Raw genomic sequence first — 19,586 nt, 5'->3', positions numbered from 1 at the left:
TGCGTTCGGTCATGCGGGGCTGACCGGGCATGCCCTCACGGCCCTCGCTGCGCTCGGTGCGTTCGGTCATGCGGCTTCCCCGAACGCGACGTCGCTGGCCAGCACGGCCGCGCCGGCGACGCCGGCGCGTGGGCCCAGCTCGGAGAGGACGACCGGCAGGTTGCCGGTGGCCAGCGGCAGCGAGCGGCGGTAGACCACGCTGCGGATCTCGGCGAGCAGGATGTGGCCGAGCTGGGCCAGCCCGCCACCGATCACGATCATCGACGGGTTGGTGAAGCTGACCAGGCCGGCCAGCACGCTGCCGACCCGCCGACCCCCGTCGCGGATGAGCTGGATGCAGGTGACGTCTCCCTCGACCGCGCCCTGTGCCACGTCGAGCGCGGTCACCACGCCCCGGGCGGCGAGCCGCTCGACCAGCGCCGGCGAGACCTCGGCGCGGGCCGCGGCGGTCGCCTCCCGGGCCAGCGCCGCGCCGCTGAACACCGCTTCGAGGCAGCCGAGGTTGCCGCAGGAGCACATCGGCCCGTTCGGGTCGACCTGGATGTGGCCGATGTCGCCGGCGCACCCGTCGGTGCCCCGGTAGACCTCGCCGTGCAGATAGATGCCACAGCCGATGCCGGTGCCGATCTTGATGAAGAGGAAGTCGTCGACCGAGTGGGCGACACCGCCGTGCCGCTCGCCGATGGCCATGATGTTGACGTCGTTGTCGACCACCGCCGGGCAGCCGTGCTCACGGGTCAGCAGCTCGCGGACCGGGAAGCGGTCCCAACCGGGCATGATCGGCGGGGACACCGGGACCCCGTCGCGGAAGCTCACCGGGCCGGGCACGCCGATGCCGATCGCGTCCAGCCGCTCGTACGCGCCGTCCACCCGGGCCTTGTGCAGCAGCTCGTTGACCCGGTGCAGGGTCACCTTGGGCCCGGAGCGGATGTCGGCGGGTTCGGTGTACGCGGTCACCGGCTCCAGCCGCCCGTTGACCACCTCGACGTCGATCGAGCTGGCGCCCAGGTCGACCGAGGCGAAGCGCAGGCGCGGGCTCAGCTCGACCAGGGTGGAGCGGCGCCCGCCCCGGGAGGCGGCCAGCCCGGCCTCGGCCACGTAGCCGAGGGCGACCAGGCGTTCCAGCTCGGCGAGCAGGCGCGGGCGGGGCATCTGGAGGCGGTCGCCGAGCTCGGCGCGGGAGACCGCGCCCTCGTCCCGGAGCAGCCGCAGGAGCCGTACGTGCAGGGGATCGACCGTCCGCACCGGCGCTCACCTCCGCATCGGAGTCGTTCACATCGACGCAACGGCGATGTGTCGTGTCCGACACAGTAGGAGCCTTCCGGGTCACGTGTCCATAGCTTCGGCACAACCGATGGAAACTTTTGTCCATACGAACAAAAGCGTGTTCCGGATCATGAAAACGCGTCGCCCCGCCCGGTTCTCCGGGCGGGGCGACGCGAGGGTGGTCAGCGGGGGGTCGGCGCGTTGCGCTTCTTCCGCAGCTTGCGGTCGTCGCGCAGCTCGACGTAGGGCTCCTCGTCGGCCGGGTGCCCGGCGGCGATGGCGCGGCTGCGCTCCAACTCGGCGTCGAACTCCGCGCCGAGCAGGATGGCGATGTTGCTCAGCCAGAGCCAGATCAGGAAGATGATCACGCCGGCCACGGCGCCGTACGTTTTGTTGTACGAGCCGAAGTTGCTCACGTAGAGCGCGAAGAGGCCGGACACCACCAGCCAGAGCACCACCGCGAGCACGCCGCCGGGGCTGACCCAGCGGAAGCCGCCGTGCCGGGCGTTCGGCGACGCCCAGTAGAGGATCGCGAACATCAGGCTGACCAGCACCAGCAGCACCGGCCACTTGGCGATGTTCCACACCGTGACCGCGGTCGAGCCCAGCCCGATCGCGTTGCCCGCCTGCTCGGCCAGGCCGCCGGTGAACACCACGATCACGGCGCTGACCAGCAGCATCACGCCGATCACCGCGGTCACGCCGAGGCGGATCGGCAGCGTCTTCCAGATCGGCCGCCCCTCCGGCACGTCGTAGATGCTGTTCGAGGCGCGCATGAACGCGGCCACGTAGCCGGAGGCCGACCAGAACGCGGCGACCAGACCGATCACCGCCGCGACGCTCGCCAGCCCGCCGGACTCGCCGGCCTGCGTGATCGCGCTCTCGATGATCGTGCGGATGTTGGGCTCCGGCACCACCTGGTTGACCGTGTCCTGCACGCCCTGGGTCGCCCGCTCGCCGAGCAGGCCGAGCACCGAGATCAGCACCAGCACGCCCGGGAAGATCGAGAGCACCCCGTAGTAGGTCAGCGCGGCGGCCCAGTCGGTCAGGCTGTCGTCCTGGAACTCCCGGACGGTCCGCTTGAGCGTCGCCACCCAACCGGGGCCCGGCAGGTCGGTCGGGCTGTCCGGGCCGTCGTCCGGCCCCACCGGCCCGGTGCGCTCGCGCCCCTCGCGGGCGGGAGACTCGTCGGCGGCCATCGCACCTCCCTCGTCGTCGTGTCGTCCTGCACGACTTGCCCCGCGGCCGGGCCCGGTAACCAGCTACAGGTAGAGCAACCTGCCCATCCGCCGGGAGGCCAGCGCCAGCATGCCGCCGGTCAACGCCACCAGGTAGGCCACGTCGAGCACCCAGGACCAGCCGGGCTCCCCCACGCACACGCCGCGGATCAGGTGCACCGACCGGTAGAGCGGGGTCAGCTCGACCAGCCAGCGCAGCGCCGCCGGGTAGGCCTCGGCGGGCACGAACGTGCCGGAGAAGAGGAAGAGGGTGAACTGGGCCGACCCCATCAGGTCGAAATCCTGCCAACTGCGCAGCAGCGTGGCGACCGTCATGCCGAGCGCGCCGAACGCGAACCCCACCAGCACCGCCGCCGGGAACGCGACGAGCGCGCGCGACGCGGTGGTCAGGTCGAGCGTCACCATGATCAGCAGGAACGCGGCCGAGTAGAGGCCACCCCGCGCCATCGCCCAGCCCAGCTCGCCGAGCGCGATCTCGAACGGCTGCACCGGGGTCGCGATGACCCCGTCGTACAGCTTCATGTATTTCATCTTGCCGAAGAAGTTGAACGTGGTCTCGGACAGCGCGCCGCTCATCGCCGAGGAGGCCAGCATGGCCGGCGCGACGAACGCCGCGTAGGACACCACCGCGCCGCCGGGCAGCGTCAGGTCGCCGACCAGCGCGCCCACCCCGATGCCGATCGACAGCAGGTAGAGCACCGGCTCCAGGAAGCCGGAGACCAGCACCAGCCAGTAGGCGCTGCGCAGCGCGGTGAGATTGCGCTCGGCGATCGCGGCGGAGCGGCGCGCCCCCGTGACGCCGGCCAGCCGGGGCAGGACGAGACCGACCACGACACCCCTTCCTAGACGACGAGTTGACGGCGGAACGCCCGCAGCGCCAGCCACCAGCCGGCGCCGGCCCAGGCGGCGAGGTAGAGCAGGTGACCGGCGACCGACCACCGGGGCGCGACCCCCAGGGTGGCGGCCCGGCACAGGTCCACGCCGTGCCAGAGCGGCATGGCCCAGGCGACCGGCCGCAGCCCGGCCGGCATCGACTCGACCGGGAAGAACACCCCGGAGAAGAGCGTCATCGGGATCACCGCGAACCGGAAAAGCAACGCGAGGTAGCTGTCGCTCGGCACCCACGCGCTGAACGCGAAGGCCGGCGCGGCCACCGCCAGGCCGAGCAGCAGGGCGAGCGGCGCCACGGCCACCGCCCAGGGCGACCGCAACGCCCCGAACACGGCGGCCACCAGCAGGAACGCCAGCGCGCTGGTAACCACCCGGAACAGCACGAAACCCAGGTGACCGGCCACGATGTCACCGGTGCGCAGGGGCGCGGCGACCTGGGCGTGGTAGGTGCGCACCCACTTGAAGTTGCTGTGCACCGGCCAGGTCGACTCGGCGACGGCGACCTGGAAGGCGGTCGAGGCGATCAGGCCGGGCACCAGCCACGGCAGGTAGGGCACCCCGTCGACGCCCTGGTCGACGTAGGCCCCGACGCCGAAGCCGAAGCCGACCACCGTGAGCACCGGCAGCAGGAAGGACGAGAAGACACCCGCCCGCCACGTGCGCCGGTAGTTGACCAGGTAGTGGGCGAACACCGCCACCGCCGGCACCCGTGGCAAGCCCGCCCCGGCCCGGCCCGTCGCCGTCGTCACCCGCACCACCCCCGCCGACCTTCCTACCGGGCGGGTACGACAGGCGCCAGCGTGACCCGTCGGCGGTGCGGGTGTCCGCTTCCGTGTGGGAGATCTTGGAAGTGCGAGGCCCCTCTGAGGGCCGTTTCCTTCCAAGATCTCGGCGGGCGGGCATGTGGCGCCTCGCCCTCGCCGGGGGGCGGCGCAGATGGTCCGAGTCGGGACGCACCCATGGTGTTCCACCCACGGCGTCAACAGCCGACGAGTGGAACGCCATGGGTGCCCCCAAGGCCAGAACACACCCACGGTGTTCCACCGACGGAGTTGACGGGCGGTGGGTGGAACGCGGTGGGTGTCACCCCTCGGGGGATGCGCCGGATCCTGTCCGGTGGGTGGGTGTCCGGTTCCGCGGTGGCGGGGCGGGACCGTCCGGGCGCGGAATCGCCGGCGGCGTGGGCGGCGTCGTACACCCCCGGTACGCGACCGCGCGGGCGCACCCTCCGCTCGCGCCACCGCCTCACCGCCGCGAGCAGGGCTCCGGCCCGCGAGCAAGCCGGACAGCCCGGCCCTCGTGACCCGCCCCGGGCCCCACGAGCAGAAGGCCACCAACCACGGGTACCGACCTTCCGTCAGGTTCGGCGGGGTCACGAAGGCATGCCGGTCCTTGGGACAGCCGGCCGCGCCGCACGAGCGGCCCGGGCGTCAGTCGATCAGGGTGCGGCCGGTGAGGTGGAGGAAGACGTCCTCCAGGCTGCCGCGCCGCACCAGCACGCCGGCCGGGTCCAGGCCGCGCGCGGACACCTCGGCCACCGCGGCGTCGCCGTCGGCGACATAGAGCAGGATGCGGTCGGGCAGCACCTCGACGCGCTCACCCAGCCCGTCGAGCTTGCCGGCGAACGCCTCCTGCGAGTCGCCCGCGAAGCGCAGCTCGACCACCTCGCGGGTGGCGTGTCGCTCGATCAGGGCGCGGGGCGACCCCTCGGCGACGATCCGACCGCCGTCCATCACCACGAGGCGGTCGCAGAGCTGCTCCGCCTCGTCCATGTAGTGCGTGGTGAGCACCAGCGTCACGCCCTGCTGCTTGAGCCGGAACAGCCGCTCCCAGACCAGGTGCCGGGCCTGCGGGTCGAGGCCGGTGGTGGGCTCGTCGAGCAGCACGATCTCCGGGTCGTTGACCAGCGCGCGGGCGATCGTCAGCCGTCGCTTCATGCCGCCGGACAGCGGGTCGACCCGACTCTCGGCCCGCTCGGCGAGCTGGACGAAGTCGAGCAGCTCGGCGGCGCGCTCGCGGGCCACCCGGCGCGGAATGCCGAAGTAGCGGGCGTAGGTGGTGAGGTTCTCCCGGACGGTCAGCTCAGGGTCGAGGCTGTCGAGCTGTGGGCAGACCCCGAGCCGGGCCCGGATGGCCGGGCCGTCGCGCACCGGGTCGAGCCCGAGGATGCGCAGCTCGCCCCCGGACGGCGGGGAGATGCAACCGATCATGCGCATGGTGGAGGACTTGCCCGCGCCGTTGGGACCGAGGAAGCCGAACGCCTCGCCGCGACGGACCTCGACGTCGATGCCGTCGACGGCGGTGAAGTCGCCGAACCGCTTCACCAGCCCCCGCGCCTGGATGAGTGGTTGCCCGATGGTCACCGGCCGACCCTAACCGCCCGGTCCGACAACCCGCGCGCCCGCACGTTGCGTGACCGTCACTACGCTCCGTGGTGGACTCATTCCATCGTTGGAAGCGGGCCTAACTCACCATAGTGGAGCGACCCCAGAAGGCCGGTTCGTCTTTATGGCGGAACAATTGTGAAATCGCTTCTAAAAGGGTGTGCGGTGAGTGAGCGAAGGCTCATTCCGTCACTCAATGCAATCACGATCGGCAATGTTCCCATCATGTGCGCCATTCGCGTATCGTGCCCCCTCGTGCCACCCGTTCGCCCCTCCGACTCCACTCCCCCGTCACCCCGTACGCCCACCGGCGGGCGGCCGGGGTCCGAAGTGGACTCCGACGCGGTGCCGCTCCCGCCCGACGACGGCGGGGTGGGCGACCCGGCGTGGGCCGACGACGGGCCGGGCGAGACGCACCACCACACCCGGGATCCGGGCCACCCGGACACCCGCGAACTTGCCGCGCGGTTCGAGGAGGAGAAACCGGGGCGGACGCTCTCCGGGCCGGTCGGCCGGCTCTTCACCGCGGTCACCGTCGCGGTCGCGCTGCTGACGCTCTGGCAGGTGTTCTTCCCGCTGCCCCAGGGGAGCAAGTACTACCTCATCATCTTTCTCGCCGGCGTACTCCCGATGGTTTTCCTGGCGTACCCGTCGGGGGTTCCGCCCCGGCGGACGGCGACCGGGCGGCACGGGCCGACGGCGGTCGACTGGGCCCTCTCGCTCGCCGCGCTGCTGGTCTGCCTCTACCCGGTGCTGCCGGTGACGCTCGGCGCGGCCGGCGGCGGTTACGACGCGTTCCTCGACCGGCAGGGCCTGCTCGACCCGCTCGACGTGGCGTTCGGCACCGGGCTGCTGCTCCTGCTGCTGGAGGCGTGCCGCCGCACCACCGGATGGATCCTGCCCGCGGTGTGCGTGATGTTCCTCGGCTACGGCTACTACGGCGGGCTGCTCCCCCAGTCCTGGCCGGTGGCCCACGCGGGGCTGGACTTCGGGCAGCTGGTCGACGCGTTCTACAACTCCGACAGCGGCTTCTACGGCACCCCGCTCGACGTGGCCGCGTCGTACATCGTGCTGTTCACCATCTACGGCGCGGTGCTCGACCTCTCCGGGGCGGGTCGGTTCTTCGTGGAGCTCTCCGCCGCCGCGTTCCGCCGCTCCCGCACCGCGGCGGGGCGGACCGCCGTCGCCTCCGGCTTCCTGCTCGGCACCGTCTCCGGCTCCGGCGCCGCCACCACGGTCAGCATCGGAGCGGTGACCTGGCCGATCCTGCGCCGCGCCGGCTACCCCGCCGAGCGGGCCGGCGGCATGCTCGCCGCGGCCGGGGTCGGCGCGATCCTGTCGCCGCCGACGCTCGGCGCGGCGGCCTTCATCATCGCCGAGTACCTGGGCGTGTCCTACCTCCAGGTGCTCGGCTGGGCCACCGTGCCGACCGTCCTCTACTACCTGGGCATCCTGCTCTCGGTCGAGATCGACGCCCGGCGCTCCGGCGTTCGGCCGGTGGTCATCGACACCGGTTCGGCCTGGCGGCTGCTGGCCCGCTTCGGCTACCACTTCCTCTCCCTGCTCGTGATCGTGGTGGTGCTGGCGCTGGGCGCCTCGGCGATGCGGGCCGTGGTGATCGCCACCGCGCTCGCCGCCGTGCTGTCCTTCCTGGACCGTCGGCACCGGCTCACCCCGGCCCGGCTGGTCGCGGCGCTGCGCGACGGCGTCCGCGGGGTGCTCGCGGTGAGCGCGGTGTGCGCCGCGGCGGGCATCATCACCGCCACCACCACCAAGACCGGTCTCGGCCCGCAGGCGGCCGCGCTGCTGGTCTCCGGCGCGCAGTCGGTCAGCTCGGAGCCGGCCGTGGTGCTGGCGCTCACCGCCGTGCTCGCCGCGGTCGCGCTCAGCCTGCTCGGCCTCGCCGTGCCGGTCACCGCGTCCTTCGTGATCGGCTGGGTGATCATCGGCCCGGCGCTGCTGCACCTGGGCGTCGCCGCCCCCGCCGCCGCCATGTTCGTCTTCTACTTCGCGGTGCTGTCCGAGGTGTCGCCGCCGACCGCGCTGGCCGCGGTCGCCGCCGCCGCGGTCACCGGCGGCCGGCTGGTGCCGACCATGTGGCAGACCCTGCGGTACGCGCTGCCGGCGTACCTCATCCCGCTCGCCTTCGTGATCACCCCGACCGGCCTCGGCCTGCTCGGCATCGGCGGGGTGGGGCGGATCGTGCTGGCCGGCGCGGTCTCCGCGCTCGGCGTCGCCGTGCTGGCCGTGGCGGCCGGCGGGTGGCTGCCCGGCGTCGGCCCGGCCGGGACGCCGGAACGGCTGCTCGGCGCGGTCGCCGGGCTGGTGCTGCTCTGGCTGGAACCGCTGCCCATGGCGGTCGGCGCGGCGCTCGCCGCGCTGACCGTCGCGGGCGTGTACGTCCGACGTGGCGCCGGCCGCCCGTCGGCCTTGAAGTCCGTGGACCATGGGGAGGACAGAGGATGAGACGGATCGACACGCGAATAGCGGCTGGTGTCGGGGCGTTGGCCCTGGTCGCCGCCGGCGCCGCCGGCTGCGGGGGCCGACAGGACGGCGCGGCGACGGACGACGCCGCCCGCGACGTCACCTGCAAGGTCACCAAGGACACCCGGGTCGGCATCGCCACCGGCAACGCCACCGGGGTCTACTACGTGGTCGGCAACGCGCTCGCCGGTGAGCTGAGCAAGACCACCGACGGCAAGCTCACCGGGACGGCCGCCGAGACGGGCGCCTCGGTGCAGAACGTCGAGCAGCTCGTCGCCGGCCAGTACGACGTGGCGTTCTCCCTGTTCGACACCGCGGTCAACGCGGTGCAGGGCAAGGGCAGCTTCAGCTCGCCGCAGCCGGTCAAGGCGCTGTCCCGGATCTACGACAACTACACCCAGGTGGTCGTGCGGGCCGACGCGGGCATCACCTCGGTCGCGGACATGAAGGGCAAGAAGATCTCCACCGGCTCGCCCAAGTCCGGCACCGAGGTCATCGCCAACCGTCTGCTCACCGCCGCCGGGCTGGACCCGGCCAAGGACGTCCAGGCGCAGCGCCTCGACCTGACCAAGACCGTCGACGGCATGAAGGACGGCAGCATCGACGGGTTCTTCTGGTCCGGCGGCATCCCGACCGGCGGGGTCACCGACCTGTTCACCACCGCCGGCGACAAGGTGCGGTTCGTCGACATCAGCCCGCTGCTGCCGACGATGTCCGGGCTGAACCCGGCCTACCAGGCCGGCACCATCGGCAAGGACATCTACAAGACGCCGGCCGACGTGCCCACCATCGTCGTGCCCAACGTGCTGCTCGTGCGGGACAACCTCGACGCGGACGTGGCCTGCGCGATCACCCGGACCGTCTTCGACCGCAAGGACGTCCTCGCCCAGGCCAACCCGGCCGCCAAGGGCATCGAGCTGGGCAACGCCCGCAAGACCGACCCGGTGCCGCTGCACCGGGGCGCGGAACGGGCGCTCACCGACCTCGGCGCGAGCTGACCCGACCGGCCGGGCCCGGACCGGGTCCGGGCCCGGCCCACCGACATCGACCGGGAGACCCCCGTGCCGCTGCCCCACCCCACCCGCGTACGCCGCCACCACCGTTCCGCGGACCGCGCCGGGCGTCTCCGGTCGGTCCGCGTCCAGCTGCTCGCCCCGATCCTGGTGGCGACCGCCGGTCTGGTGGTGCTGGGCGCGGCCCAGACCGGCGCCGCGCTGGACGCGTCCGCCGACGCCGACCGGGCCCGCGTGCTCGCCGGCACCGCCACGGCGACGGTACGGCTGGTGCACGAGCTGGAACGGGAACTCGGTGAGACGGCGGCGCTGCGCCAGCGGGGCGGCGCCGCCGGTCGGCCGCTGGTGGACGCGCAGCGACGTCGGGTGGACGCCGCCGTCGACCGTTACCGTTCGGCCGGCGGCGACGCCCGGCGGGCCGCCCCCGACCTGGCCGCCGTGCTCGACGACGCGAACGGTCACCTCGACCTGCTCGGCCCGGCCCGGGAACTGGCGCTGGCCGGGGAGCGCGGCGACCCGGCGTACGGGACGCTCGTCGAGTCGCTGCTCGCGGTGGCGGACGCGCTGCCCAGCCAGCTCCGCGACGCCGGCCTGGCCAACGAGGCGCGCGAGGTGGCGTCGGTGGCCGCCCAGGAGCACCTGTCCGCACTGGAGCGCGACCTGCTCCGCGCGGTGTTCGTGCGCGGTGCGCTGGAGCGGGGCGAGCTGGCCCGGCTCGGCCGGCTCCGGGGCGCCCGGGAGCAACGGCAGGCCGAGTTCCTCCGGATCGCCTCGGCCCCGGCGAACGCGGCCTGGTACCGGCTGGTCGACGGCACGGACGTGACGACCGCCCGGCGCATGCGCGACACCGTGCTCGACACCGACGGCGCGCCCGAGACGTTGGAGACCGACGGCGACGCCTGGTACGTGGCGCAGAGCGGCGCCATCCGGCGGTACAACCTGCTCGGCCGGGAACTCTCCGACGGGCTGGACCGCGACGCCGCCGACCTGGCCGGCACCGCCCGGTGGCGGGCGGTGCTGACCGCCGGCGCGACCAGCACCGTCGCGCTCGGGTCGCTGGTCACCGCCGTGCTGCTGGCGGTACGCACCAGCCGCCGGCTGCGTCGGCTGCGGGTCGCCGCGCTCACCATGGCCAACCGGGAGCTGCCGGACCGGATCACCGCGATCGCGGCGGGCGAGGGCGCGCCGGCGGAGGGTCCGGCGACCCGGATGACCGACGGGATCCGTCGGGGTCAGGACGAGGTGGCCCAGGTCGCCGAGGCGTTCGACACCGTCAACCGGGCCGCGCTGCGCCTCGCCGGCCAGCAGGCGGAGCTGCGGCTGGACGTGACCCGGATGGCCGAGGCGCTGGCCCGCCGGATCCGCACGCTGATCACCCGGCAGCTCCGGCTGCTCGACGACTTCGAACGCGAGGAGACCGACCCGGACGCGCTGGCCCGGCTCTTCGCGCTGGACCACCTGGCCGCCCGGCTGCGACGCAACGGCGAGAACCTGCTGGTCCTGGCCGGGGGTGAGCCCGGGCGGGGGCACGAGGGCGCGTTGCTCCTCGACGACGTGGTGCGCGCGGCGGCCTCCGAGATCGAGGACTACCTCCGGGTGGAGATCGACGTGCCGACCGCCGCGGTGCACGGCGCGGCCGCCGGCAACCTGGTGCACCTGCTGGCCGAGCTGCTGGAGAACGCCACCGTCTACTCCCCGCCGGACGCCCGGGTGCTGGTCGACGGGCGGCGCACCGTCGACGGCCTCGTCCTGCGCGTGCACGACCAGGGCATCGGCATCAGCGACGGCCGGCTGGCCGAGATCAACGAGCGGCTCGCCGTGCCGGCCACGCTGTCCAGCGCCGCCGCCGGCAGCATGGGCCTGCACGTGGTGGCGCACCTGGCCGCCCGGCACGGGATCCGGGTGCAGTTGCACGACGCCTCCGGTGGCACGGTGGCCCAGGTGGAGGTGCCCGAGTCGGTGCTGACCCGGGTCGAGTCGGTGAGCCGCCGGCCCGCCGCCGAACGCCGGTCACCGACCGGGCTCGCCGCGCCCTGGTTCACCGCGGGCGCGGCCGCGACCCGCCCGGCCACCACCCGGGGCCTGGTCGCCGCCACGCCGGTGACGGCCGAGGCCGCGCCGTCGGCGGGCGTCGTGCGGGGCGTCGCCGCGGTACGCCCCCCGGGCAGCGCCCTGCTGGCGCCCAGCGTGGCGCGGATCCGCCCGGCCAGCGCGCCGCCGGCGCCCGTGTCCACCACCGCCGCCGGCCTGCCGCGCCGGACCCGGGGCGGGCACCTGCCCGCGCCGATGCCCGACACCCCCGCGTCACCGCCCGCGACGGACCTGCTCGACCCCGAGGTGGTACGCGCCCGGCTGTCCGCCCTCGCCGAGGGGGTGGCCAGCGCGACGCGCCGTGCCCCGAACACCACACCCACCGGGAGAACGCCATGACCACACCCGTTACCGCCGGACTCGACTGGCTGCTGGCGAACTTCGCCGAGCAGGTGCCGGACGTCTCGCACGCGCTCGCGGTCTCCGAGGACGGCCTGCGGCTCGCCGCCTCCCCCGACCTCTCCGCCGACCAGGTCGACCAGCTCGCCGCGGTGATCAGCGGCCTGGCGAGCCTGACCGTCGGGGCGGCCCGGCTGATGTCCGCCGGGCGGGTACGCCAGCAGATCGTGGACATGGACGGCGGCGTGATGCTGGTGATGGCCGTCGGTGAGCGGGCGCTGCTCGGCGTGCTCGCCGCGCCCGGCTGCGACCTGGGCCAGATCGGCTACGAGACGGCGACGCTGGTGCAGCGGGTGGCGGAGGCGCTGGAACCGGCGGCCCGCCGGTGACCGGCCGCCCGTGGCGGCTGGTGGCCGCCCTGTCGGCGGTCGCGTTGCTGGCCGGCTGCGGCGGCGACGCCGAGACGCCGGCGTGGCACGGCGGGCGGATCTTCCTGGCCACCGGCAACACCACCGGCGTCTACTACCAGCTCGGCGGCGGGTACGCCGACCTGATCAGCCGCCACCTGCCCGGCTACGAGGCACGGGCGGAGCCGACCGGGGCCTCGGTGGAGAACATCACCCGGGTGGCCGGTGGCGACATGGAGATCGCGTTCAGCCTGGCGGACACCGCCGCGGACGCGGTCAACGGACGGGGCGCGTTCGACAAGCAACCGCAGCCGGTGCGGGCGCTGGCCCGCGTCTACAGCAACTACACCCACGTGATCGTCCGGGCCGACGGCAAGATCCGCAGTTTCGCGGACCTGCGCGGCAAGCGGATCTCCACCGGCTCGCCGAGGTCCGGCACCGACATCATCGCCGGCCGCCTGCTCACCGCCGGCGGCATCAACCCGGACCGGGACATCCGGCGGGTCAACCTGTCGCTGCCGGAGACCGTGAAGCAGATGCGGGCCAACGCGCTGGACGCCATGTTCTTCTCCGGCGGGCTGCCCACCCCCGGCGTCAAGGACCTGCTCTCCGCCGCCCCCGGCGCGTTCCGGCTGCTGCCGCTGACCGAACTGATCGAGCCGTTGGGGGCCCGCTACGGCTCGGTCTACACCACCGCCACACTGCCGAAGGAGGTCTACGGCACGCCCGAGCCGACGCCGACCATCACGGTGGCGAACGTGATCCTGGTGGCCGCGGACATGCCGGACCAACTCGCGTACGACCTCACCCGGGTGCTCTTCACCTGGCAGGGCGAGCTGGTCCAGGTGCACCCGGAGGCGGCGAACTTCACCCGGTCCAGCGCGGCGTTGACCGACCCGATCCCGCTGCACCCGGGCGCGGCGAGGTTCTACCGCGACGACGGCTGACCGAGCGACGACCCGGGCCGGGATCGGGACCTCGGCCCGGGTCCTGTCACCTCAGTCCGAGCCGATGTAGAGCCGTCGGCCGGCAGGCCGGTAGCCGGCGCGCTCGTACACCCGCCACGAGTCCTCTCCGGACGCCTCCAGCCAGGCGACCTCGACGCCGATGTCGAACAGCCGCCGGGTGACGTCCGCCGTGATCGCGCCCGCCAGCCCCTGGCGGCGGTACCGCGTACGGACGGCGATGCCGGCGACCTCGCTCACCCCGCCGGCGGGCGGCGCCGCCCCGCCACCTCCCGCGCAGGTGCCGTCGTCGGTAACCGCCATCACGGCCACGCCGCCGGCGCCCTGCTGACGCCGGAGCCGAGCCACGTCGGCCTCGGATGCCACCGGGTTCCCGCCGAACGCCTCGTGCTGCGCGCCGATCAGCCCGGCGCGCTCGGGATCGGTGGCCGGCTCGTACAGTCGGATGTGGTCGAGCGCCTGTGGTGTCCGTAGGGTGCCGGGCGCACAGACCAGGTAGGTGTGCCGGGACTCCACCACGAAACCGGCACCGGTCAGGAGCGCCTCCAGGCCGGGGGCGCAACTGGTGACGTACTCCAGTCGGGGTGTGCGGCCGGCCGCGCGGAAGGCGGTGACCAGGGCGGCGACGTCGCCGACGGTGACGGCGGCACCGGGACGCGGCGTGGCGTAGTTGATGTGCGGGCTTGACGTCGTCGGATCCGTCCCGATCACGAACGGCCCCACCTCGACGGGCGCAGGTCGGTTGCGCAGGTTGGCGACGACGGACTGTTGGATGCGGGCATCCATGTTCACTGTGGGCCTCGCTGAGGGAGTGGTGCTGCGGTGGACGGAAGCAGCGTGGGACCACCCGACCACGCACCGCGTCGCGCGACCTGCACCGGTCGCGTGTCGCGTCGTCGTCAGGCGGCCGCTCGGCCTACCCGGATCACAGGCGTCAGTCCCTCATGCGTAGCGCCCACGCCGAACGCGTGGTCCGACCGCGACAGTGCCGCAGCCCGCCGCGGCCTGTCAAGCGTGTTCACCGGGGACCGACGTGCGTGACCCTCACACGGTGTCAGGGCCGAAGCTGAGGAGACCATGTTCAGTATCGGAGTTCGCCGGCCTGGGCCGATGGCCACCACCGGACCGGACAAGTACCGTCATGGCCTCTTGAAGATCACGACATGGGATGTGACACCAATGGCACGACGGCTCGGGCTCTGCGTAGTGGTCGCTGCGACGCTGCTCACCGCCTCGGCATGTGGAAGCGCCTCCGAGGTTCGGAGCACGCCCGCCGCCGTGGCGGCCAGCACCGCCACGGAACCGCTCCCCCCCGCGCCCGTGGTGTCCAGGACACCGACGGCCGCACCGAGCCGCGTACCCGGGTCCTCGCCGACACCTCGGCCCTCAAGGTCTCTTCGCCCTTCGGCCGTCCCCTCGGCGGCATCCACCACCAGGAAGGCCACGCCCGCCGCCACCACGAGCAACAAGGCCGCCTGCGACGCCCTCGAAGGCCCGCTGGAGAAAGCCGTCGCCGGGCTGATCGTCCTGCGTGAGGTCGCCTCGGGCGGCGCCGCGGAGAGCACGATCGCCTCCGCCCGGGCGGAGGCGATCACGCGGCTGGTCGCCCTGGAGACGACGGCAAACAGAGTGGCCGGCGAGCAGGCCGACCGCACGCTCCGAAGCAATGTCAGAGCCCTCGCGGTAACCGCGGGGCTGAAGTACACCAAGATCCGCTCGATCAAGCCCACCCAGGTGGACGCGCTCCAGCTGGCAGCCGGCGACACCGGCGACTTGGAGGACACGGTCGCGAAGCTCGAGCCGGCCTGCGGTAGGTACTGGTAGCCCGCAGTCGGCGGGACCTCCCACGCGGTGGGCCGCCGCAGACGCGGAACCCGCCGGACGCCCTCAGACGTCGGCGGGCGTGGTGGTGGCCCGGGCCGCGGCGACCAGGCGGTCGGTCTCGGCGACCACCGCCTCGTCGTCGGCCGGCGTCCCCGGGTCGTAACGGACCGTCCAGGTCAGCCCGTCGACGCCCGGCACCCGGCGGGCGGCGATCCGGCCGGCGCCGCCGGGCACCGGGTGGTGCGCGGTGTACGCCACCGAGCCGGTGACCCTGGTCCGCACCTGGTGCGGCAGGTCACCCGGGTCGACCAGCAGGTAGGTCTCGGCCGGACGGTCGGCGACGACCAGGTAGCCGCCGTCGCGTTCGCCGACCGTCTCGGCCGGGGTGACGGTGAGCTCCCGGCCGGACCAGACCACCTTGAGGATGTCGTGCCAGCCGAGGCGCTCCGCGCGGCCGGGCAGCCAGAGCCCGCGGTTGCTGGCGACGAGCACGCCGTCGCCCTCGCCGTTGCCGGCGGCGGCCCAGGCCAGCACCCGCTCGTCTGCGGTCAGCGGCGGCCGGTCGGCCGGCGGGAGCTTCGGGCGGCGGTTGAACAGACCCATCACAGTCCTCCGGCGGCCTGCTCGCGCAGCGCCCGCGCGTGCTGTTCGAGCGAGAGCAGCTCCCCGAACAGGGCGAAGTATTCGTCCTTGTTGCTGACCGGGTTGATCCGCTGGATCTTCGACTTCAGGTCCCGGATCCGGCCGGTCACCGAACTCCACTGGAGCCGGGCCATGGTGACCGACACGTACCGCGGGTCGGGCTCGCCGTCGATGCGCAGCGGCTCGACCGCCAGCTCGCCGACGAGCGCCTGGCCTGCCAGGTCGTCGCAGGCGTCGCGGACCTGCTCGATCCAGACCGCCCCGCCGGTGGCGCCGGACGCCCCGCCGGCGGCGGCGACGGCGGCGCGCACCGCCACGTGCACCGGGTGCTGGTAGTCGCCGGCCTCGACCGCGTCGAACATCGGACCGGCCAGCACCGGCTCCTGCAGCGCCAGCTTCAGCGCCTCCCGCTCCACCATGGAGCGAGGGCTGTCCACGCTCGGGGTGGCCGGCCCCCGCCGCGTCGGCGCGGACGCGGGTGTGCCGGCGGCGGGCTGCCCGTGCGCGGCGGCCAGCACGGCACGCTGCACCGGCTCGATCTCCATGCCGAGGTCCCCGGCGAGCTTGCGGACGTACTCCGGGCGCTTCTCCCGGTCCTTGATCTTCGCGACCAGCGGCGCGGCCCGGCGCATCGCCTCCACCCGGCCGTCGACGGTGTCGAGGTCGAACCGGTTGATGACGTGCCGCAGCGCGAAGTCGACGAGCGGCTCGCGACGCGCCACCAGATCGCGTACGGCCAGGTCGCCCTTGGCCAGGCGCAGCTCGCACGGGTCCATGTTGTCGGGGCTGACCGCGATGAACGTGCGCCCGACGAAGCGCTGGTCGTCCTCGAAGGCGCGCAGCGCGGCCTTCTGCCCGGCGGCGTCGCCGTCGAACGTGAAGATGATCTCCCCGGCCCGCTCGTCGCTGTCGAAGAGCACCCGGCGCAGCACCGAGATGTGGTCGCCGCCGAAGGCCGTGCCGCAGGTGGCCACCGCGGTCGGCACGTCGGCGAGGTGGCAGGCCATCACGTCGGTGTAGCCCTCGACCACCACCACCTTGCCCTGCTTGGCGATCTCCCGCTTGGCCTGGTCGATGCCGTAGAGGACGTGCGACTTCTTGTAGATCGGCGTCTCGGGGGTGTTGAGGTATTTCGGGCCGTCGTCGTCGTCGAAGAGCTTGCGGGCGCCGAAGCCGATCACGTCGCCGGTGATGTCCCGGATCGGCCACATCAGCCGGCGGCGGAACCGGTCGATCAGCGAGCCGGAGCGGGCCGGGCGGGACAGACCGGCGGTGACCAGCTCGTCGTGGCTGAAGCCCTGCTGGCGCAGGTGCTTGGTGAGCAGGTCCCACCCGTCGGGGGCGAAGCCGCAGCCGTAGCGCTCGGCGGCGGCCCGGTCGAAGCCGCGCCCGGCGAGGAACTCCCGGGCCGGACGGGCGCCGGCGGTGGTGAGCTGGGCGCGGTAGAACTCGACGGCGGCGGCGTGCGCGGCCACCAGCCGCTGCCGCTGCCCCTGCTGCGGGCGGGGGCGCGGGGCGGACCGGTCGTCCTCGACGTAGCGCAGCTGGATGCCGGCCCGGGCGGCGAGCCGCTCGACGGACTCGACGAAGCTCAGGTGCTCGGCGTCCATCAGGAACTTGATCGCGTCGCCGCCGACCCCGCAGCCGAAGCAGTAGAACACGTTGCGGGCGGGTGAGACGTTGAACGAGGGGCTCTTCTCGTCGTGGAACGGGCAGAGCCCCTTGAGGTTGCCACCGCCGGCCGACTTGAGCGTCACCACCTCGGAGATGACGTCCGCGATGGCGGCGCGCTCGCGGACCAGCGCGATGTCCTCGTCCCGGATCCGCCCCGCCATGGCCGCCACCTCCTCGGCGTACATCCTGCCCTGCCGGACCGACGATCCGGTGGCCGGGGGGACGGGCGTGTGGCGGACGCCGCCCGCCCCCGCCGGCTCAGGCCGAGCGGGCCGCCGCGGGGTCGCCGATGCGCGGGAACGGCTCGATGGAGAAGACCACCTCGACCGGCACCTCGAAGTGGGCGGCGATGCGCAGCGCCAGGTGCAGGCTGGGCCGGAACTCGCCGCGCTCCAGGTAACCGACGGTCTGGTAGTGCACACCGAGCGCGTCGGCCAGTTGCCGCCGGGAGATGCCCCGTTCGGCGCGCAGCACCGCGATCCGGTTGTGCACGGTCTCGCTCATCGACGCCCTCTCATCCGACCCGCTGCATGGCCCGCTCCCGCCGGGCCGCGACCCGCGAGCCGGACTCCCGGCGGGCCATCCGGCGCAGCACCACCGGGGCCAGCACGAGCCCGAGCAGCGCCCAGGCGCCGAGCACGCCGAGCGTCTCCAGGTGGCGCCAGGAGCCGCCCAGCTCGACCACCGCCAGGTCGGCCGGGAGCAGCGCCGAGCGCATGCCCAAGCCTAGCCAGTAGAGCGGGAAGACCTGGGCGACGCCCTGGAGCCAACCGGGCAGGCCGTTGATCGGGTAGAAGATGCCCGACAGGGCGATGAGACCGAAGATCGGCAGGACCACCAGGCCCATGTTGCGCGGGTTCTCGATCAGCGAGCCGATCACCGCGCCGAGCGGCAGCGTGGCCACCAGCCCGAGCGGCACCACCCAGGCCAGGGTCAGCCACGCGCCCGGGTCGCCGAGCCGCAGCCCATCCAGGAAGAACAGTCCGGGTACGAGCTGGATGACGAGGCCGATCAGTGAGATCGCCGAGATCAGCACGAGCTTGCCGACCAGGTAGCCGAGCATCCCGTTCGGGATCGCCTTGGCGCGCAGCAGCGTGCCGTCCTCCCGGTCGACGATGAGCTGCTGGGCCAGCCCGAGCAGGCCGCCGAAGAGCAGGCCCATACCCAGGGCGCTGGGCAGCGTCCGGGCGCCGAGCGAGAAGTCGGTGCCGGGCACTGTCGAGCCGCGCATGAAGAACATGGCGACCAGCAGGACCGCGGTGGGGAAGAAGTAGTTCCACAGGTCCTGGCCGTTGGTGAACGTGGTGCGCAGCTCGATCAGGCCGCGCCGCAGCCCGGCGCGCAGCGCGGCGGTGGTCGGGTTCATCGGTTCTCCTCCTGCTGCCACACCCGCTCGGCCCGGCCGGTGCGGATCCCGGTCTCCTCCTCGTGCACCAGCGTCAGGTACGCGTCCTCCAGGCTCGCCCGGCGCACCTCCAGCTCCCGCACCCGGTCGCCGTGCTCGCGGAGCAGGTCGCGCAGGAAGGCGGTGGCGTCGGCGGTGGCGTGCACGTAGCGCTCGCCGTCGCGGGTCCAGCGGACCTCGGCGTCCCCGGCGACGCGCCGGGCCAGCTGGTCCGGCGAGCCGTCGGCGATGATCCGGCCACCGGCCAGGATGAGGATCCGGTCGGCCAGCTTCTCCGCCTCGGCCAGATCGTGGGTGGTCAGCACGATGGTGGTCTCGTCCAGGTCGGCGAGACGGTGCACCAGCTCGTGGAACTCGCGTCGGGCGGCCGGGTCGAAGCCGACCGTCGGCTCATCCAGGAACAGCAGCTCCGGCCGGCCCACGATGCCGACCGCCACGTCGAGCCGGCGGCGTTGCCCCCCGGAGAGCCGGGCCACCCGGCTGCCGGCGTGCGCGGTCAGCCCCACGGTCGCCAGCAGGTCGTCGACCGGCCACGGGCGCGGGATCCGGTCGGTGGCGTACGGCGCGTAGAAGTCGCCGAGGTGGGCCAGCAGGTCCCGCACCCGCCACTTGCCGTGGTCACGCCAGGACTGGAGCACCACGCCGAGCCGGGCGCGCCACCGTTCGTCGCCGCGGGCCGGGTCGACACCGAGCACCCGGACCGTGCCGGCCGACGGCAGCCGGAAGCCTTCGAGGATCTCGATGGTGGTGGTCTTGCCGGCGCCGTTCGGCCCGAGCAGGGCGACCACCTCGCCCCGCCGGGCGGTGAGATCCACGCCGTGCAGCACGTCGACGGCGCCGTAGCGCATGCGCAGGTCGCGGACGTCGAGGACGAGGTCCTCGTCGGGAGGTCGGGGAGCCGCGACAGCCCCCGGGAGTTCGACCGCAGTCATGCACCGGAATGTAGCACCCCTACTACAACTT

17 protein-coding genes are annotated in these 19,586 nt (G+C 73.5%); 6 read left to right on the top strand and 11 right to left on the bottom strand.

Translation table 11 applies throughout. From position 1 onward, the window contains the following. Positions 1-66 precede the first annotated feature (66 nt). The 5 genes from GA0070622_RS09760 to GA0070622_RS09740 form a co-directional block, all read right to left on the bottom strand. Positions 67-1,245, bottom strand: coding sequence for an ROK family protein (locus GA0070622_RS09760; protein ID WP_091572254.1), 1,179 nt, complete (start codon positions 1,243-1,245; stop codon positions 67-69). Positions 1,246-1,448: 203 nt separating this feature from the next. Beyond that, a complete protein-coding gene (locus GA0070622_RS09755; protein WP_091572249.1) occupies positions 1,449-2,465 on the bottom strand; it encodes a YihY/virulence factor BrkB family protein in 1,017 nt (338 codons plus the stop codon). A gap of 63 nt (positions 2,466-2,528) precedes the next feature. Next, on the bottom strand, positions 2,529-3,335 hold the full coding sequence (locus GA0070622_RS09750) for an ABC transporter permease (RefSeq protein ID WP_091572244.1): 807 nt from the start codon (positions 3,333-3,335) through the stop codon (positions 2,529-2,531). 11 nt (positions 3,336-3,346) lie between these two features. Further along, on the bottom strand, positions 3,347-4,144 hold the full coding sequence (locus GA0070622_RS09745; RefSeq protein ID WP_245666162.1) for an ABC transporter permease: 798 nt from the start codon (positions 4,142-4,144) through the stop codon (positions 3,347-3,349). A 681-nt stretch (positions 4,145-4,825) separates the two neighbouring features. Next, on the bottom strand, positions 4,826-5,758 hold the full coding sequence (locus GA0070622_RS09740) for an ABC transporter ATP-binding protein (RefSeq protein ID WP_091572240.1): 933 nt from the start codon (positions 5,756-5,758) through the stop codon (positions 4,826-4,828). A gap of 351 nt (positions 5,759-6,109) precedes the next feature. Here GA0070622_RS09740 and GA0070622_RS09735 point away from each other — a divergent pair, with 351 nt between their 5' ends. The 5 genes from GA0070622_RS09735 (at position 6,110) to GA0070622_RS09715 (ending at position 13,060) form a co-directional block, all read left to right on the top strand. Beyond that, a complete protein-coding gene (locus GA0070622_RS09735; protein WP_091572234.1) occupies positions 6,110-8,245 on the top strand; it encodes a TRAP transporter permease in 2,136 nt (711 codons plus the stop codon). Next, a complete protein-coding gene (locus tag GA0070622_RS09730; RefSeq protein ID WP_091572230.1) occupies positions 8,242-9,261 on the top strand; it encodes a TAXI family TRAP transporter solute-binding subunit in 1,020 nt (339 codons plus the stop codon). Before GA0070622_RS09735 ends, GA0070622_RS09730 begins: the two co-directional genes overlap by 4 nt. A 63-nt stretch (positions 9,262-9,324) precedes the next feature. Then, positions 9,325-11,706, top strand: a complete 2,382-nt coding sequence (locus GA0070622_RS09725; protein ID WP_091572227.1) for a sensor histidine kinase — start codon at positions 9,325-9,327, stop codon at positions 11,704-11,706. Continuing rightward, positions 11,703-12,095 carry a roadblock/LC7 domain-containing protein gene (locus tag GA0070622_RS09720; RefSeq protein ID WP_091572222.1) on the top strand — a complete coding sequence of 131 codons (393 nt, stop codon included), beginning with the start codon at positions 11,703-11,705 and terminating at the stop codon, positions 12,093-12,095. The genes GA0070622_RS09725 and GA0070622_RS09720 overlap by 4 nt, the downstream gene beginning before the upstream one ends. Then, positions 12,092-13,060 carry a TAXI family TRAP transporter solute-binding subunit gene (locus GA0070622_RS09715; protein ID WP_091572219.1) on the top strand — a complete coding sequence of 323 codons (969 nt, stop codon included), beginning with the start codon at positions 12,092-12,094 and terminating at the stop codon, positions 13,058-13,060. The genes GA0070622_RS09720 and GA0070622_RS09715 overlap by 4 nt, the downstream gene beginning before the upstream one ends. Before the next feature lie 51 nt (positions 13,061-13,111). Here the strand turns inward: GA0070622_RS09715 and GA0070622_RS09710 are convergent, their stop codons facing one another. Beyond that, entirely contained in the window at positions 13,112-13,864 is a 753-nt protein-coding gene (locus GA0070622_RS09710) for a GNAT family N-acetyltransferase (RefSeq protein ID WP_091572214.1), read from the bottom strand. Between the two features lie 324 nt (positions 13,865-14,188). On the opposite strand from GA0070622_RS09710, the gene GA0070622_RS09705 reads away from it, so the two are divergent. After that, positions 14,189-14,902 carry a hypothetical protein gene (locus GA0070622_RS09705; protein ID WP_091572210.1) on the top strand — a complete coding sequence of 238 codons (714 nt, stop codon included), beginning with the start codon at positions 14,189-14,191 and terminating at the stop codon, positions 14,900-14,902. Positions 14,903-14,965: 63 nt separating this feature from the next. Here the strand turns inward: GA0070622_RS09705 and GA0070622_RS09700 are convergent, their stop codons facing one another. The 5 genes from GA0070622_RS09700 to GA0070622_RS09680 all read right to left on the bottom strand — a co-directional run bounded on the left by GA0070622_RS09700 (position 14,966) and on the right by GA0070622_RS09680 (position 19,555). Continuing rightward, the gene (locus tag GA0070622_RS09700) at positions 14,966-15,505 is read right to left on the bottom strand and encodes a hypothetical protein (protein WP_091572205.1); all 540 of its coding nucleotides are present in this window, start codon (positions 15,503-15,505) and stop codon (positions 14,966-14,968) included. Continuing rightward, complete coding sequence (gene dnaG / locus GA0070622_RS09695) at positions 15,505-17,403, bottom strand: DNA primase (protein WP_091572201.1); 1,899 nt, start codon at positions 17,401-17,403, stop codon at positions 15,505-15,507. The genes GA0070622_RS09700 and dnaG overlap by 1 nt, the downstream gene beginning before the upstream one ends. Positions 17,404-17,476: 73 nt before the next feature. Further along, positions 17,477-17,722: a helix-turn-helix transcriptional regulator gene (locus GA0070622_RS09690; RefSeq protein ID WP_091572196.1), complete on the bottom strand. Its 246-nt coding sequence runs from the start codon at positions 17,720-17,722 to the stop codon at positions 17,477-17,479. A 10-nt stretch (positions 17,723-17,732) separates the two neighbouring features. After that, on the bottom strand, positions 17,733-18,584 hold the full coding sequence (locus GA0070622_RS09685; protein WP_091572192.1) for an ABC transporter permease: 852 nt from the start codon (positions 18,582-18,584) through the stop codon (positions 17,733-17,735). Next, positions 18,581-19,555 carry an ABC transporter ATP-binding protein gene (locus GA0070622_RS09680; protein ID WP_091572190.1) on the bottom strand — a complete coding sequence of 325 codons (975 nt, stop codon included), beginning with the start codon at positions 19,553-19,555 and terminating at the stop codon, positions 18,581-18,583. Before GA0070622_RS09680 ends, GA0070622_RS09685 begins: the two co-directional genes overlap by 4 nt. Positions 19,556-19,586: the final 31 nt, after the last annotated feature.

This window comes from Micromonospora sediminicola (genome assembly GCF_900089585.1).
Lineage (GTDB): Bacteria > Actinomycetota > Actinomycetes > Mycobacteriales > Micromonosporaceae > Micromonospora > Micromonospora sediminicola.
Note: the sequence above shows the minus strand (reverse complement) of the source record. Positions and strands in the feature narration are given on the sequence as shown.

What these genes read in the sequence shown, in the direction of transcription:
- GA0070622_RS09755 (WP_091572249.1), bottom strand. Translation starts at nt 2,465, where the DNA reads ATGGCCGCCGACGAGTCTCCCGCCCGCGAGGGGCGCGAGCGCACCGGG.
- GA0070622_RS09730 (WP_091572230.1), top strand. Translation starts at nt 8,242, where the DNA reads ATGAGACGGATCGACACGCGAATAGCGGCTGGTGTCGGGGCGTTGGCC.
- GA0070622_RS09720 (WP_091572222.1), top strand. Translation starts at nt 11,703, where the DNA reads ATGACCACACCCGTTACCGCCGGACTCGACTGGCTGCTGGCGAACTTC.
- GA0070622_RS09710 (WP_091572214.1), bottom strand. Translation starts at nt 13,864, where the DNA reads ATGGATGCCCGCATCCAACAGTCCGTCGTCGCCAACCTGCGCAACCGA.
- GA0070622_RS09705 (WP_091572210.1), top strand. Translation starts at nt 14,189, where the DNA reads ATGGCCACCACCGGACCGGACAAGTACCGTCATGGCCTCTTGAAGATC.
- GA0070622_RS09700 (WP_091572205.1), bottom strand. Translation starts at nt 15,505, where the DNA reads ATGGGTCTGTTCAACCGCCGCCCGAAGCTCCCGCCGGCCGACCGGCCG.
- dnaG (WP_091572201.1), bottom strand. Translation starts at nt 17,403, where the DNA reads ATGTACGCCGAGGAGGTGGCGGCCATGGCGGGGCGGATCCGGGACGAG.
- GA0070622_RS09690 (WP_091572196.1), bottom strand. Translation starts at nt 17,722, where the DNA reads ATGAGCGAGACCGTGCACAACCGGATCGCGGTGCTGCGCGCCGAACGG.
- GA0070622_RS09685 (WP_091572192.1), bottom strand. Translation starts at nt 18,584, where the DNA reads ATGAACCCGACCACCGCCGCGCTGCGCGCCGGGCTGCGGCGCGGCCTG.
- GA0070622_RS09680 (WP_091572190.1), bottom strand. Translation starts at nt 19,555, where the DNA reads ATGACTGCGGTCGAACTCCCGGGGGCTGTCGCGGCTCCCCGACCTCCC.